12 protein-coding genes are annotated in these 15,229 nt (G+C 58.9%); 5 read left to right on the forward strand and 7 right to left on the reverse strand.

The window, feature by feature from the left end; genetic code table 11:
• Position 1: 1 nt before the first annotated feature.
• From PB2503_RS12935 to PB2503_RS12945, 4 genes are all read right to left on the reverse strand, one after another.
• Entirely contained in the window at positions 2-1,756 is a 1,755-nt protein-coding gene (locus tag PB2503_RS12935) for an ABC transporter transmembrane domain-containing protein (RefSeq protein WP_013301709.1), read from the reverse strand.
• A gap of 79 nt (positions 1,757-1,835) precedes the next feature.
• Positions 1,836-2,162, reverse strand: coding sequence for a hypothetical protein (locus PB2503_RS14620; protein ID WP_013301710.1), 327 nt, complete (start codon positions 2,160-2,162; stop codon positions 1,836-1,838).
• 126 nt (positions 2,163-2,288) lie between these two features.
• Positions 2,289-3,209, reverse strand: coding sequence for a hydrogen peroxide-inducible genes activator (locus PB2503_RS12940; protein WP_013301711.1), 921 nt, complete (start codon positions 3,207-3,209; stop codon positions 2,289-2,291).
• Positions 3,210-3,215: 6 nt separating this feature from the next.
• Positions 3,216-4,118, reverse strand: coding sequence for a LysR family transcriptional regulator (locus PB2503_RS12945; RefSeq protein WP_013301712.1), 903 nt, complete (start codon positions 4,116-4,118; stop codon positions 3,216-3,218).
• A 98-nt stretch (positions 4,119-4,216) separates the two neighbouring features.
• Between PB2503_RS12945 and PB2503_RS12950 the strand changes: the two genes are divergently transcribed.
• From PB2503_RS12950 to cysD, 3 genes are read left to right on the forward strand one after another with little or no spacing between them, the layout of a single operon-like run.
• The gene (locus PB2503_RS12950) at positions 4,217-5,779 is read left to right on the forward strand and encodes a proton-conducting transporter transmembrane domain-containing protein (RefSeq protein ID WP_013301713.1); all 1,563 of its coding nucleotides are present in this window, start codon (positions 4,217-4,219) and stop codon (positions 5,777-5,779) included.
• The gene (locus tag PB2503_RS12955; protein ID WP_013301714.1) at positions 5,772-8,204 is read left to right on the forward strand and encodes a DUF2309 domain-containing protein; all 2,433 of its coding nucleotides are present in this window, start codon (positions 5,772-5,774) and stop codon (positions 8,202-8,204) included. The genes PB2503_RS12950 and PB2503_RS12955 overlap by 8 nt, the downstream gene beginning before the upstream one ends.
• Entirely contained in the window at positions 8,201-9,094 is an 894-nt protein-coding gene (gene cysD / locus PB2503_RS12960) for a sulfate adenylyltransferase subunit CysD (RefSeq protein WP_013301715.1), read from the forward strand. Before PB2503_RS12955 ends, cysD begins: the two co-directional genes overlap by 4 nt.
• A 215-nt stretch (positions 9,095-9,309) precedes the next feature.
• On the opposite strand, the gene PB2503_RS12965 is transcribed toward cysD, so the two are convergent.
• Positions 9,310-10,104 (reverse strand): hypothetical protein, encoded by a 795-nt coding sequence (locus tag PB2503_RS12965; protein WP_013301716.1) that lies wholly within the window; start codon positions 10,102-10,104, stop codon positions 9,310-9,312.
• 95 nt (positions 10,105-10,199) lie between these two features.
• On the opposite strand from PB2503_RS12965, the gene PB2503_RS12970 reads away from it, so the two are divergent.
• Positions 10,200-10,877 (forward strand): Fe2+-dependent dioxygenase, encoded by a 678-nt coding sequence (locus PB2503_RS12970; protein ID WP_013301717.1) that lies wholly within the window; start codon positions 10,200-10,202, stop codon positions 10,875-10,877.
• A gap of 56 nt (positions 10,878-10,933) precedes the next feature.
• Here PB2503_RS12970 and PB2503_RS12975 read toward each other — a convergent pair whose 3' ends face one another.
• Positions 10,934-12,004 (reverse strand): Fe(3+) ABC transporter substrate-binding protein, encoded by a 1,071-nt coding sequence (locus PB2503_RS12975; RefSeq protein WP_013301718.1) that lies wholly within the window; start codon positions 12,002-12,004, stop codon positions 10,934-10,936.
• Between the two features lie 15 nt (positions 12,005-12,019).
• Entirely contained in the window at positions 12,020-13,063 is a 1,044-nt protein-coding gene (locus PB2503_RS12980; RefSeq protein WP_013301719.1) for an ABC transporter ATP-binding protein, read from the reverse strand.
• Positions 13,064-13,149: 86 nt separating this feature from the next.
• On the opposite strand from PB2503_RS12980, the gene PB2503_RS12985 reads away from it, so the two are divergent.
• Positions 13,150-14,775 carry an ABC transporter permease gene (locus PB2503_RS12985; RefSeq protein WP_013301720.1) on the forward strand — a complete coding sequence of 542 codons (1,626 nt, stop codon included), beginning with the start codon at positions 13,150-13,152 and terminating at the stop codon, positions 14,773-14,775.
• Positions 14,776-15,229 lie beyond the last annotated feature (454 nt).

Raw genomic sequence — 15,229 nt, forward strand, 5'->3', positions numbered from 1 at the left:
CTTATAGCGCCCCCCCGGATAGAGCGGTTTTCTGCGTTTCAGCGACACTGAGGGCAGACAAGGAGCGTGGGGATTCGCGAATATAGTCTTCCCACTGGGCAAGGACCGATTGATGATATCTCCCAAGCACAAGATAACGATCCGCCCCGAGAGAATGACCCCGGTTCGTGAAGTAAACGACGGTCCCGCCGGTGGTTTCCTTGTAATGAGCGATCGCCGTCAGCAAGGTTTCGAGCGGCATCATGTCGAAGAGTTGGCTGAGGCATAGGACCAATGGTTGCCCTAACAAGGTCGCGGCCAGTTTGAGCTGCATCATTTCCGCCGTCGACAGAGGCCATCCGGTCGTGGCAAGCTCCGTATCTAAACCATCTGGCAGGTCGGCCACCACATCGTCCAGCCCCACGATACGCAGAACCTCAAGGATCTTGCGCGAATCTGGTGCCTGAAGGCTTAAGGTCAAATAATTCCGTATCGTCGTTTCAATGACGTTCGGCCGGTCAAGTACCACGACCGCCCGACGGAGGTCGTGAACATCAATCGACGTCACATCTTGCCCTCCCAGGGTCATCGCCCCCCCTTTGGGATCGATAAAGCGTTTCAATAATCCTGTGAAAAACCGCTGGGTGCCGTAATCCTCCGCCCGTCCTTGGACGAAGATATTACCCGGGAGTTCCAGATTGAACGTCACGGTATGTGTCCGCACTTGCCCGACGACATTGCGAAAGCTGAGGCTACTATCTTCCGACTGGATCGTATTTTGGCCGACGGGCCGTTCCTGCTCCACTCCATCGAAGAGAGAGAGTTCTTCGACCGACGCGCAAAGGTCGTAGAAATAACCGAGATAGGTGCCGAGCTGGGAGACCCCGAAGAAGGCGGCGCTGAGCACGAGTTCTGCCGCCACCAATTGACCGAGGGTCAATTGTCCGTCGATTACGAGCCACCCCCCAAGACCGAGCAGAATCGCGCTCGCCGCCGCATAAAGAAGAAAAAAGGCCAGGGTCTGCGAAAAATGACGACGGAAATGGCGCTTGTGAGTCTCGACATATGTCGCCGTCACCTGATCGGTCCCTTTTAACGCCTGAGCGATATGCCGTTCAGATTTGTAGAACCCATTCGAGGATGCCAGCCCCTCCAACCATGCAGCAGAGCGATGCTTGGCCTGGGATTGGGCGACCGCCGTCTGGATCGCTCCCCGCCCCCAGATTAGCCAAATCAGCCAGATCAATCCGATAATGACCAATGAGAAAATCATGAAAAGGTGATGATAGAAGGAGACCAACAAAAACCCGACCATCACCTGCAATAACACTGTGAACCCCCCGATAAAGAGGATCGGAATATTCTTCTGTACCGTGATGATATCAAAATAGCGATTGAAGAGCGGCCCCCGGCCACTATCCGCGAAGAATGGGTCCCGGGCGTAGACGGCTTTCAAGGAAATTTCGGCAACCAATCGAGCATAAAGACGCCGCCCGAATACTTCCATCAAATGAATACGAAGGGCACTGAGTAGACCTGATGCTAATAGTAGTCCAAACAAAGTGACGCTTAAGACGATCAGCGGTGTCGTCAAGCCGGTATGCGCGACAGTGTTGATGAGAATCTGTACGGCAACAGGCGTGGCAAGTGACAATAGGCTGATGCCAATTCCGTAAACAATCGCCAAACCGAGAAATTGCCGCTCCGGCGCGAGGGTCTCCACGAGAAGCCTCAACACCTGAGCTGCACTGGGGAGAGGAGAAGAGGCCATCGACATAATGGAACGTCACTCCTCATCCGACCCACCGGGCCGGATGATAACAAGTACTGAGGCGGACGAAAAATGAGGCTGAATATTACCTAGGTTTGAAATAGTCGAGCAAATTGGCTCCCCCCCCCGATACCGCCATTCTCTTCGCGGTATGATGAAATGGGCCCCTTGCCATCCCCATGCCTTCACGATGTTCGCCGCCGTCGCTTACCACGCGGTCGGAGGAAACGGATCGGCGCATCGTGTGATGGAAAGGGCCGACAACTGAGCGGGGTTCGGTGACAGCCACCTCGACATTGCTGCTCGACTCCGCCGCAACCGCCGGACCAACGGTGGAGAACGCGGCGACGATCAGGGCGCAGAGGCGTGGTCTGTAGAATGACCGATCAGAGACTGGCGACTGGTGAGGCATGACTATCTCCTTTGCTGCATTGCAATGTGCATATAGTCAGACCTATAGCGAAGGCTAGATACGATAGGATTTTCCTATCAACTTGTGGGGCCCTCTCCCCCCATCTTTTTGCCATCATACTGAGGGTTATCGCTCGATAATCAGGTCGGGAGCTTCCTTGACGGCCAGCATTATGCCTTCTGCGATGGCGTTAACGGCTGCGTCGAGCCCTGCCCCTTTCCGCCAAGCCAGCGCGATGGAACGGAACATCGGTCGCCGCGCCGGCTTGAGGATCCGCACATCCGCATCCCTTCGAATCTCCGACTGGACATAGAGGGCGGGAAGGAAGGTTGCGCCCAACCCCATCCCCGCCATTTGACGAAGCGCATCAAGGCTTGTGCCTTCATAGTCACGGCGCAGACGGGCCCCGCTTTCCTCGCAAAGGCGCATCACTTGGTCGTGCAAATGGTGGCGTGGACTGAGGGTCAACACATCCACGCCTTGCAAATCCGGTGGACCGAAAGTTTTTTTCCGCGCCAAGGGGTGATCTGCCGCGACAGCCAGAAAGACCGGTTCGCGGAATAGCCGCATGGTGGAAAGGTCCGGTGAACTGACCGGAAGTTGGAGCAAGGCAAGATCGTGTCCGCCTTCGATCAATTCACGTTCTAAGTTCAAGGGCAGGGCCTCCTGAACCACCAAGCCCAAATCCGGATAACTTTTATGCAGATGGCGGATGACCTGCGGCAACAGATACGGCCCAAGGGTTGGCTTGACCCCAAGTCGCAGAACGCCGGTCAGGGGCCCCCGATCCGCCAGTGCCTCAAGCGCGCGAACCCGGTCGAGGAGCTCCACCGCTGCCGCCGCCACCTCTCGGCCAAGGGGGGTTAAGATGACCGCACTACTCGATCGTTCCACCAGCGACTGGCCTAACCGTTCCTCCAAATTTTTGATTTGTTGACTGAGAGAAGGTTGGCTCACACCGCACTCGGCCGCCGCCTTGCGAAAATTACGGCATCGCGAAAGCGCCGTAAAATAGCGCAATTGCCGAAGGCTGATCTGGTCGGTCATCTTCTCCTACCCACTCTTACTCTCCCCCCCCGGTATAGTCGGCGCGCCTTCAAGCAGCTTGACCAGTGTCGGATGGGGAAAGCGCCGGGGCATTGTCAGTGCATAGAAGGTTTCGCGAAATCGCGGCAATGCGGCAACTTCCGTGAGGCGCCCATTCGCCAATTCATCTTTGACGACGATTGGGGGAACGATGGTCAATCCCGTATGCTCTCGCGCGAAGACCCGGAGAAGCGCCATGTCATCGACCTCTGCCAGGATTTTAGGAGAGAGGCCCCGTTCGGCAATCAAGGCATCAAAGCCATGGCGCACCGTACTATCCTTGGATGGGAGGATCAGGGGCTCCTCCGACAACAATGTATCCAAATCGGTCGACCGTCGACGGGCAGGAGGGCCGACAAGACTGACTGGCTGGTCCGTAATCGGATGCAAAAGCCAGGGGCTGTCGACGGTGCGTAACGGAGCCTGATTGCTGAGGACGACATCCAGACTTAACCCGACAAGAGCCTCCATTAGATCGTCCAAACGTCCGGATCTGACCGTTACGCCGCCTGCGTCTCCAGTGATCAGCGGCCGAAGAAACTCGATCTGAACATTCCGCGACAATGTCGATAGCGCCCCTACCCGCAGCGGCTTGATCGGCTGGCCGACCCGTTGGGCAAGCGTGTCGACCAGTTCCGCCCCCACAGCGAAAATGGCATCGGCGTGGGACAAGGCAATCATCCCCGCTTCGGTCAAAATCAACTGTTTCCCCCGCCTCTGAAAGAGGGACATCCCAAGACGATCTTCCAGCTTTTTGATCTGTATCGAGAGCGATGACTGCGAAACATTCAGGCGTTCGGCCGTCCGCGTCAGGTTCCCCTCATGCGCGACGGCCCAAAAATATCGAAGATGGTTATAGTTCAGCGCCATATCATCGTTCTCTTTTTTCGAACGAAATCTACTATTCTATATATTTTATATAAAAGAAAGGCGTCGGTAAAGAGGCGGTGAAAAGGGGAGAAAAGCCGATGCTAGCGCAGGTCTTGTTCGTGTTCGGGCCACTGACCGTGGCGGGATTGTTCGTAACCGCTGGCCTTCTCGCGGCCATTGGACCCCGAAAGGTTGCGCCTGTCTGGGCCTTAATTATATCAATGGGCGCCCTCGGCGTTGCGCTGGCCTTGGCGCTTGTTTCCTTAACGTCCAGCACCGCTCAGCCAATGGGGGCGATCGCTGCCCCCCTTGCCCAGGCCTTCCTCGTTGATTCATTGAGTGCGACTTTGTTGGTGCTGGTCGGATTTCTCGGTGTGACGGTGATTAAGTATTCTGATCGCTATCTCGACGGGCATCCGCGGCAGCCTAGGTTCATCGCCCTTCTCTGCCTAGCCGTGGCCGCAGTGGCGGTGCTGGTGACCAGTGATGATCTCCTTTTACTGACTTCTGCATGGATAATCAGCAGTTTGATTGTCCACTTCCTTTTGACATTCGATGGCGCCAGGCGTCAGGCGGTGGCGGCGGCTCGCAAAAAATTTGTGATCGCCCGCCTCAGCGATCTTTCTTTGCTTGTCGCTGTCGTGATCCTGATCACAGGGTTCGAGACCCGGTCGATGACCGACATTATGCAGATCGTCCGAACAGATGGCAGCTCTCTTCCCGCCGGAATCGGGCCAGCAGCTCTTTTCATTGCGATCGCTGCGATTCTGAAATCGGCGCAATTCCCAACTCATATCTGGCTGACGGAGGTGATGGAGGCGCCAACCCCCGTTTCCGCCCTCCTCCATGCGGGGGTGGTTAATGCCGGGGGGTTCTTGCTCATCCGCTTTGCGGACCTCCTCCTCCTCTCCCCCATAACGATGTTCAGCATTGCGACAGTCGGCGGCCTTACGGCCATCATTGGGGCACTGATGATGTCCACCCAAACGAGCGTCAAAAGTGCCCTTGCCATGTCGACCGTTGCCCAAATGGGGTTCATGATTTTTCAATGCGGAATTGGCGCGTTCAGTTCGGCAGCGCTCCACCTGGTCGCCCATTCTCTCTATAAGGCTCACGCATTCCTCGCCGCAGGAACACCCATGGCGAGAAAGATCCCAACGGCCGTGCCGTCGTCCATCGCCGCCTTGGCTTTTGTCACCATGGGGGGCCTCTATGTCGGGATTGCGGCTTTGCTGGGCAAGGACCTCTGGGTCTCCCCCGCGATTGCCGGTCTTGGGATGATTGTGGTGTTCGGTATAACGAGCTTTGCGGCCCCCCTCTTCCGCCGTCTTCGGACTGTCCCCTTCGCCCTTCTTGGGGGCGTGGGGGTGACCCTCATCTATTTCACACTGCAAAGCCTGACGGCACAGCTTCTCCAGGGCATTGTCCCTCCCCCGGGATCGATGGCGCTCAATGGGCTGATCTCTCTTGTGGCAATGGTCGCTCTCTGCGGTGCCGCTACATTCGCTCAGGCCACAGGTGCGCTGACACTTCGCCAAAGAGACGGCGCCCTCTATCTGCTTCTCTTCCGAGGGTTTTACATTAATACGCTCTGGGATCGGATTATTTCCCTTTGGCCAACCCATTCCGTGACCTCGCACCGGAGGACTTCCTATGAATAGTGAGCTGTCGATAAAAGACCACCTTAGGCTGACCAGTGCCTCGGATGTATACCCCGACCCCCGTCTTATGGAGGCGATCACGATCGCGCACAGGGTTGTGGCCCCAGTCTGGCCTCTGAATGATTTCGTCGCGGTCAATCCCGCACTCAATTTCGGCGATCAGCCCTTCGGCGACGGTGCGGGAACCCTCCAAGCAGCGACAGGGGGCCGCTTCATGCTGTCTAAGGGGGACCTGGCCACGGCGGCGGCCGACGGCCGGATCCCATCCCAATATGTGGCCATGGCGCTTGAGGATCTAGGCCTGGCAACGCGTTACGCTGTCGACGACATCATGCAATCGCTACTCAGCAAGGAAAGCGAGGACGCTCTTGCCTTTTGGCCGAGCGTGGCGGACCTCGCCAGGGCGACAGGTGAAAAGCCGTGGGCTGATTTTGTCACCGACCAAATCTCAAGCTGGGCCGCAAGTTATTTTCCCGATAACAGCGCCGCGGTAAAGGCCCCATGGGGCACTCATCCTCCTTTCGCCGCCTGGCGGCGCTATAGCCAGCGGGATCGGGAACCAGGCTTTATGGGCCTCAAGGGGTTCCGTCAGTGGGCGGGAACACTGGATGAAGACCCCCTCACGCTTCTCACGACGGTGATGGAGAGACTAAACCTTCCGCCCTCTTACTTGTCACCGTATTTTTCACGGCTATTGGGGAGTATCCGGGGATGGGCCGGTCACGCACGGTATCGGGAATGGCATGGCGATGTGCCAGTCGCCCATTCGATGGTCACCGCCCTATTGGCCATCCGGGCGGCCTATGACCTTGCTTTATTCGAGCTATTGCCCAACGAGAGAGCCGCGGACCCGTGGACGATGTTCCTGAATCGGAGCGAGGAACCGCAGCGCATGTCGGTTGACGATGCGGTCCTGGTCGCGCAGACCGCCCTTGAATTGGCGGAGCAAGATAATTTTATTGCTCAGCTAAGGGACCAAAGAGCGATTGTTCGTGACGTTCCCCGACCATCGATACAGGCGGTCTTTTGTATTGATGTGCGGTCAGAGCGTTTACGCCATGCCGTCGAGGCCGAAGACCCCCTCGCCCAGACCTATGGTTTCGCGGGGTTCTTTGGGGTTCCTCTTTCCGTCCTGACAAAGACGGCGGAGCGGCGAGATCATTGCCCCGTCCTCTTGTCACCAACTTTGCATTGTACCCATACCGCGCATAGTCCACAATATGGCGAAGCCGCTTCGGCATGGAGTGGATTTCGGTCCGGGGTCGTCTCCGCTTTCGCCTTCGTGGAAAGTTTTGGGTTGGGCGCGGGCGCCTCTATCCTAAAGGCGCTGAGTCACCGAAAGGCCGCTCCCGCTCTGCCGTCCGTGGGGAACCCCGATCCCCTTCCGCCAGTTGACGAAAGGACCGACCTTGCCCTGCGGATCCTCAAGGGGATGAGCCTTGGAGACAATCTGGCGCGGCTGGTCCTACTCGTGGGCCATGACGCAACGACTGAAAATAATCCCTATGCCGCCGGCTTGGCCTGCGGTGCCTGTGGTGGACATAGTGGAGCGCCGAATGCCGTCATCGCCGCGCGTATCCTCAACGATCCAGAAGTTCGCACAAGATTGGCCGACCGCGGCGTTGCTCTGCCCAGCGACACCCGGTTCCTCGCAGCGCTTCATGATACGACAACGGACGATATCACATTCCTGCCTGAACCGTTATGGCCAGAGAGCCATGTTACCGATTTGGACAAAGCGAAAGCTGTCTTTTCGGCGGCGGGCGCCGCAACCCGGCGGGCCCGTGCCCATGGCCTCGGTCTGACCGGTAAAACCGTCGAGCCACAGATTCGCCGGCGGTCTCGGGATTGGTCCGAGATACGCCCGGAATGGGGCCTTGCGGGATGCAATGCCTTTATCGCGGCCCCCCGTGCACGGACCTATGGTATGGACCTTGAGGGGCGGGCGTTTCTCCATTCCTACGATCACACGACGGATACGGAGGGGGGCATCCTTGAGCTCATCATGACGGCACCGCTTATCGTTGCCTCCTGGATCAGTTATCAATATTACGCCTCGTCAATCGATAACGAGACATTTGGGAGTGGTGATAAAACACTCCACAATAATATTGGTGATATTGGGGTCTTGGAAGGGGCATCGGGCGACCTTCGGGTGGGTCTCCCCATTCAATCCGTTCACGATGGAATGCGGTTACGGCATGAACCCACCCGGTTGCGCGCCCTGATCGAAGCCCCCACCGAAGCCATTGATGCGGTGTTTGACAAACATCCCGATGTCAAAGCTCTTTTTGATCATGGGTGGCTACATCTGACCGCCATCATTGATCAGGGGGCGGCCTTCTATCGTTATCAACCTGGTGGGCGCTGGATCGAGACCGGTGCCGCAACGCCGGCAGTCTTTGCAGCGAGGGCCGCGGAATGAAGTTAAGTCGTCATTTGATCGAGCTTGAGAGCGAAGCGATACATATCCTCCGTGACGGTGTCGCAGAGTCCGAGAACCCGGTGCTGCTCTTTTCCGCCGGGAAAGATTCAACGGTCCTTGCCCATCTGGCTCTGCGCGCCTTTTACCCATCGCCGCCGCCTCTCCCCCTGCTTCATATCGATTCGACATGGGAGTTCGGCGACTTGCTCCAATTCCGCGACAATTTTGCAGCCGAGCATGGCTTCAACCTTATCGTCTATGCGAATGAGGAGGGACGGCGCCAGGGGCTCAATCCATTCGACCACGACAAGCTGTATACGACACGAATGCGCACCGACGCCTTGAAGGCAGCTCTCGACCAAGGCGGCTATGACGTTATTTTCGGGGGTGCCCGGCGGGATGAAGAGGCGACACGCGCGAAAGAGCGTATTGTCTCGGTCCGTGGACCAGGACACAGTTGGGAGCCCCGGCGGCAACGACCGGAATTATGGACTCACTTCAATTGGACCCGCGCACCGGGAGAAACACTGCGGGCCTTTCCGATCTCCAATTGGACGGAACGAGACCTCTGGACCTATATCATTGCCCGGAATATCAACCTCGCGCCCCTCTACTATGCCGCTGAGCGACAGGTCGTCGAGCGCGACGGCACCCTGATTGTCGTTGACGAGCCCGATCGGATGCGCTGGCTCCCCGGGGAAACATCCCGCCCACAGATCGTCCGTTTTCGGACCCTAGGGTGCTGGCCGGTCACCGGCGCCGTCTCCTCCAGCGCGAAGAATGCAGGCCAAGTTGCCTATGAGAATCTTACCGTCAATCTTTCAGAACGTCAGGGCCGCGTGAGCGATGCGGGCTCCCTTGAGGCTCAAAAACGCGAGGGCTACTTCTGAGGCGTTGAGGTCTCGATAAACCGAACGAGCATAGTTGACGACACGGCAGAGGCCTCACCCCCCGGGCTCAGCGTCCCTGTCGCGAGAAGCCGCCCATACAGAATGGTTTTCACGCAGCGGGGCGCCAATTGGCGCTGGAACAAGCGTGCTCCAGCGCCATCGCCTTAGGCGAAAGGCCCCCAAACTTCCCGTCGCGGGCCTCACCGTTAAGCGCGTTACTCAGTAGACGGTAAAGCCAAGACAACCCGCGAGGCTTGCGCCGCGATCTGACCCACAGGGCTCGGCTCAGCCGGGGCCATCGGCGCCCCCTCCGGCCAATAGCCAATCAAGGTTGACAGTTCGTCCTTCACATCTTGTCGATGGGCGTCATCCAGATCCTCAGCACGGTCCATCGCGACCACAGCAAATCCATAGGCGTCTTGATATTCTCGTGGATCCGTCACCTGACCATCGGTGACCGCAACCGTATATTCCTCGACCATAACGTCCATCAGATACCGGATGATTTCAGCAGGCTGCCCCCCGGCGGCTGCCGCCATATCGGCCAGGTTCTGCTCAGCTGCGGTCAGGAGAGGCTCGATCTCCTCGGCCGGCCGGCCCTCCTCAAGGGCAGTGGACACTTGCGCGAAAACGTCAGGGGTGAAGCCAAGGGCGTCTAGGCCAGCCCGCTCGGCCTGGTGGGTTTCGGACACGGGATGCAGAAGGTGAGGCGCGGCCAGCTGCGGCTCGCCCGCGCGGTAGAGAGCCAAACCCGCTTCGACGTGACCGGACATGAAAGCCAGACGTTTGGGCACGGGGAGGGTGTCCATCCCGCCAGAAGCCTGGCTGCCCTCGCCGCCCTCTCCTTCGCCGCCTTCGCCCTCGCCCATTTCGCCGGCGGGTTCAGCAGCCGTCATCGCGGCTTCACCGCTCTCCCCCGCCTCGCCGTGATCGCCGCCGCACGCAACCAAGCTGGTTCCCAGCAGAGCAGTCCCCAATCCAAGACCTGCCCATCGCTTCATCGACGCCATTTTGCCACCTCTTCATTGAATTTGCCGTAGTCTACCGCCACCATACATTTTTGCAAATGCCTCGCAAAATCGACTTTAAAGGGTCGACCATCCCTATGATCCTGACGATCGCCAATATTCTCGATGACGAAACACTGGCCTCGGTCACCAAGACCTTAGCGTCGCTCACCTGGCAAGATGGGCGGGTCACCGCGGGGAGGACAGCCGCCCAGGTGAAGAACAACCAACAGGCGATCCTCTCCCCCCCCAAGGGCGAGGCGCTACGGAATGAGCTGAAGGAAGCGATCCTCAAGAACCCGGTTTTCGCCGCTGCCGCGCGCCCCAAACGCCTTTCCTCCCTCTTGATTAGTAAGGCGACCGAGGGGGGCCATTATGGTCCCCATATCGACAACGCGCTTATGGGCTCAGGGGGCACAACCCTCAGGACCGACCTCTCCTTCACTCTCGCCCTGACCCCGCCAGATTCCTACGAAGGCGGTGAATTGACCATCCACCTTCCGGGTACGGTCGAACGGGTCAAGCCACTGGCTGGAGATCTCGTCCTTTACCCCTCAACGGCGATCCATGAAGTATCGCCGGTGGTGCAAGGGGCCCGGATCGTCTGCGTGGGTTGGGTCCAGAGTCTCATCGACGACCCACAGATACGGGAGATTCTATTCGATCTCGAAAATCTGAGGGCAAGTTTGCGGACCCACCTCCCGCGAAGCTCGGCAGAGCTTCTCACCCTCGATAAAGCGATCGCAAATCTGCTCCGCGTCCATGCAAGGCCCTAGAGCCGCTTCGCGACTGGTGGTTGACCGGAAACGGCTCCAGCATTCTTCGCGACGATCTATTGCCAGCCCGCCCGGTCGAAAATACGCACCGCCATCGCCTGGTTTTCACCAAGGGCGGAAGCATTGATGTCGTCTTCGAGAAACTGCCCCAGCTCAATCACCGCCGCTGTGGGGGCAACACCGTCTACCACTGGATACTCATTGTTCCCATTGGCAAAATACGTCTGAGCGCTGTCCTCCGTCAGATATTCGATAAAGCGCAAGGCATTGTCGCGGTTGGGCGCCTGGGCCGTGATTCCGGCGCCTGAAATATTCACATGAGTCCCCCGGTCATTCTGATTGGGAAAGACGATCCCGATCTGGTCGACGGCTGGATTCCCCGCCGTTTTCATGCGTGCGATATAATAGGTATTGGCGATCGAAATCTCGCACTCACCACCGGCGGCAACCGCTTCGATATTCGCCGTATCGTTGGCTTGCGGCGGCCGCGCGAGATTGGCGACAACCCCTTTGGCCCACGCCTGTGCTGCGTCTTCGCCGTCATTCGCGATGATCGAAGCGAGCAGTGAGATGTTGTATATATTCGATGAAGACCGCATACAGATCTTTCCCTTATGCGCGGGATCTGCGAGGTCTTCATACGTTTCCAAAGGCTCAGGCTTTCCGTTTTCTTTGTTGTAGATAATCACGCGCGCCCGTTTAGAGACCCCGAACCACAGTCCTTCGGGATGCCTCAGATTTGCGGGAATACGGTCTTCTAACAGCGCCGAACGGGTGGCAGAGAGAACCCCGGCCTCTTCGGCACGCCAAAGGCGACCGGCATCGACAGTGATCAAGATGTCGGCTGGACTGAATTCTCCCTCGGCACTGATCCGTTCGATCAAGGCATCCGCGCTCGCCTCGATCCGATTGACACGGATCCCCGTCTGCTCGGTAAAGTCATTATAGAGCGCAAGGTCCGTATCGTAGTGGCGGGAAGAGTAAATATTGACAACGCCAGCTTCCATGGCTGCCGTCGGCGAGTCCGAAGAGGACGTGTCCCCCCCGCCGCAAGCGGTCAATAGGGTGGTCAAGGCCGTCGCCATCAGTGTCCTGTGCAGCATCGCTTTTCTCACTTTCAACAACATCGTCAGAAACTCTCTTTAGTCGGATATTAAATCCGACTCGGGCGGGAATAGATGAACGGCGCGTGTCTCCGGCATGGCAAGCACCCGATCGCCAACTGGAACCGACTTCACCCTTGGATGAAGCACCCGCAGACGCTCCCCTCCCGGGGCCTTCAAGGTCAGAATGACGTCCAGCCCAAGGGTCCGGCGATCTGTGACGATCGCCCCCCCTTCCTCCGTCGCGCGCAGCTCCATGGGGGCCTCTCGCACGATCACACGGACCGGCCCATCTGTGACCTTCTCGCTACGCACCGACCAATCGCCGAAAGCGGTGCGGATCAACCCGCCGACGCACATTCCCTCCAACTCCGTCCCCCCACCGATCATTCGGGCAACCCCCAAGGTGGCCGGGGCGTCGTATAGTCGATCGGGCGTGTCGGCTTGCACAATCCGCCCCGCCTCCATCACGGCGATGTGGTCTGACATCATCATCGCTTCGAGCGGGTCATGGGTGACAAGTAGCGCAACGCAGTCGCGCTGGGCCAGCACCTCCCGGACGGTTTCGCGAAGAGACCGGCGCAACACCATGTCGATGCTGGCGAAGGGTTCATCCATCAGCAGGACGCGCGGGTTCGGGGCCAAGGCCCGCGCCAGGGCCACTCGCTGCTGCTGCCCCCCCGACAAGGTATGGGGATAGCGCCGCGCAAACCCCGGCAGCCCGACTTGCTCGAGGAGCTCGGCGACAATGGAACCATGATCGCCGCGCGGATCGAGACCATAGACGATATTCTCCGCCACGGTCATATGGGGAAAAAGCGCGCCTTCCTGAAACAACAGGCCGATGGGCCGTCGCTCGGGCGGCGGCGAAGAGCGACCGGTTGCCAGAATATCCCCATCGAGGCACAGGCGCCCCGACTGCATGGCCAGAACCCCCGCCGCCAAGCGCAAGAGCGTGGTTTTTCCGCTCCCCGAGGCGCCGAGAAGACAGGTCACCTGGCCCGCGGCTGCCGTCAGGGTCACCCCGGTCAGGATCGGCGCGGTCCCATAGCTATAGCCGACATCGTGGAACTCGAGCGCCAAGTGGACCGATCCTATATTTGCGAATAGTTCTCAATATGATAACTGGCGGAGATGGGTTCTGCTGTCCAGAGCCAAGTCGAGGGAAAATGGCGCGCAGCACTCACCTTTTGATCATCGCCCCGATGGCGATCGCCGCTCTGGTAATGGTGCCGATCGCCGGCGTTTTGTGGAGTTTGACGGAGATCGACCGAGGGACGGTCGCCGCCGCCATTTCCTCAACCTGGGCGGGATATGGGCTCAATACCGTCCTTCTAATGGCGAGCGTCGCCCTGTTGTCCGGGGTCATAGGGGTCTCCACCGCCTGGGTCGTGAGTACAATGACTTTTCCTGGGCGTCGCGCGTTGTCGAGCCTCCTCGTCCTGCCGCTGGCGGCCCCCGCCTATATCGTCGCCTATCTCTACACAGATCTTCTTGATTACACGGGCCCGGTTCAAGGCTGGCTCCGCGCGAGTTTCGACCTCCCGCCACATTACTGGTTTCCCGAGATCCGCAGCCTGCCCGGTGCGGCCCTGATGTTGAGCCTCGTCCTTTATCCCTATGTCTATCTTCTGGCTCGGGCGTCTTTCCTGCGTCAGGGGGCGGCCCCGTGGTTGGCCGCTCGGTGCCTTGGCGATAGTCCCTGGCGGGCCTTCACGCGCGTTGCACTTCCGATGGCGCGGCCCGCTATCGCCGGCGGGTTGGCCTTGGTGATGATGGAAACCCTCGCCGATTTCGGCGTCGCGCAATATTTCGCGGTCCCGACTTTCAGTGTCGGCCTGTTCCGAACCTGGCTGGCCATGGGAGATAAGGTGCTCGCCCTTCAAATGGCGGCGATGATGCTGTGCCTTGTTGCCCTCTTGGTCCTTCTTGAGGTGTTAAGCCGCCGGGGGCGCATTGCGACTGAGGGGGCAGCCCGCCATCATCTGGCGCCGATGGTTCTCTCCCCAAAGGCGACGATTGGGGCCTGGATTTTATGCGGCTTCCCGATCCTGTTTGGGTTTCTCATCCCTATGGCCCGGCTCGTTTCCCTCACCCTTGCGGCGGGGGACCCGCAAATGCCCTCGGCCCTGATGGAATACACCCTCAACACTGCAAAGGTCGGGGTCGCCGCCGCCATCGCCGCACTCCTCCTCGCCATCGTAATGGCCGCAGCGGCCCGGCAGGCGCCGAACCCCGCCATGCGCAGCGGCATCCGTCTTGCGACCCTCGGCTATGCGCTTCCCGGCACCCTATTGGCGATCGGGCTCCTCTCACCGATCGGCGCTCTCGATCAGTCGCTCACCAGGCTGATCAGGAATCAGTTTGGGTGGGAGGCCGGTCTCCTTCTGACGGGAACGATTGCCCTATTGGTCTATGCATTGGTCATCCGCTTTCTGACCGTCGCCTATAATAGTGTCGCCAGCGGATTGGCGCAGATTTCACCGAGCACTGAAGCGGCCGCTCGATCCCTTGGCGCGCCCCCGCTGAGGGTGATCCGCACCATCCACCTGCCAATGTCCGCCCCGAGCGTGCTTGCAGGGGGGATGCTGGTTCTCATCGATGTCTTTCGCGAATTGCCGGCGACCCTTATCCTTCGGCCCTTCAACTTCGAGACCTTGGCAACCCGCGTTTATCGACTGGCCAGTGATGAACGCTTGGCCGAGGCATCGACGGCGGCTCTTATCATTGTCCTGCTCGGCCTGGTGCCGGTGTGGTTCCTGAACCGCGCCTCTGAGACCCGTACCGCCCCTTAAATACGGGCAAGGCAAGCAAGGCCGCATGCCCGGCCCATCCGCCGCAAGAAAAGACGAAACGAGACCGCCAACTCACTCCCCAAGCGGATGAATATCGAGGAGCACAGCAGGCGCTTTGCGACGACCGAAAATGCACAGCGTAGGTCGGTCGCCCCTTGCAAGACTCCGTTTGACCGGCAAGAGGCGGCGGTGATTGTACTCTTTTCGTGGACGACGGTCAGATGACTGTTACCCGCCACAAAAAGTGGCATCGGATCAAATACCTTACCTTCGTCGTCCAGGCGTTGTGGAATTGGGAATATCTCGGACCCAGCCGGCCTCGCCTCCAACGACTTTTCCACCGTCATCGTGCTTCCTTGGCGTAGCCGCCCGGCTTACCCTTTCTATTGCCGAAAGGATGCGTCTTGTGGGGCGACATGTGTCTTGGTAGCTTTCTCAAACCATTGACCCGAGA

It is taken from the genome of Parvularcula bermudensis HTCC2503 (assembly GCF_000152825.2).
In the GTDB taxonomy this organism is placed as follows: Bacteria; Pseudomonadota; Alphaproteobacteria; order Caulobacterales; family Parvularculaceae; genus Parvularcula; species Parvularcula bermudensis.

Excerpts from the sequence above, each read along its gene's own strand:
- PB2503_RS12935 (WP_013301709.1), bottom strand. The coding sequence starts at position 1,756 with ATGTCGATGGCCTCTTCTCCTCTCCCCAGTGCAGCTCAGGTGTTGAGG.
- PB2503_RS14620 (WP_013301710.1), bottom strand. The coding sequence starts at position 2,162 with ATGCCTCACCAGTCGCCAGTCTCTGATCGGTCATTCTACAGACCACGC.
- PB2503_RS12940 (WP_013301711.1), bottom strand. The coding sequence starts at position 3,209 with ATGACCGACCAGATCAGCCTTCGGCAATTGCGCTATTTTACGGCGCTT.
- PB2503_RS12945 (WP_013301712.1), bottom strand. The coding sequence starts at position 4,118 with ATGGCGCTGAACTATAACCATCTTCGATATTTTTGGGCCGTCGCGCAT.
- PB2503_RS12950 (WP_013301713.1), top strand. The coding sequence starts at position 4,217 with ATGCTAGCGCAGGTCTTGTTCGTGTTCGGGCCACTGACCGTGGCGGGA.
- PB2503_RS12955 (WP_013301714.1), top strand. The coding sequence starts at position 5,772 with ATGAATAGTGAGCTGTCGATAAAAGACCACCTTAGGCTGACCAGTGCC.
- cysD (WP_013301715.1), top strand. The coding sequence starts at position 8,201 with ATGAAGTTAAGTCGTCATTTGATCGAGCTTGAGAGCGAAGCGATACAT.
- PB2503_RS12965 (WP_013301716.1), bottom strand. The coding sequence starts at position 10,104 with ATGGCGTCGATGAAGCGATGGGCAGGTCTTGGATTGGGGACTGCTCTG.
- PB2503_RS12970 (WP_013301717.1), top strand. The coding sequence starts at position 10,200 with ATGATCCTGACGATCGCCAATATTCTCGATGACGAAACACTGGCCTCG.
- PB2503_RS12975 (WP_013301718.1), bottom strand. The coding sequence starts at position 12,004 with ATGTTGTTGAAAGTGAGAAAAGCGATGCTGCACAGGACACTGATGGCG.
- PB2503_RS12985 (WP_013301720.1), top strand. The coding sequence starts at position 13,150 with ATGGCGCGCAGCACTCACCTTTTGATCATCGCCCCGATGGCGATCGCC.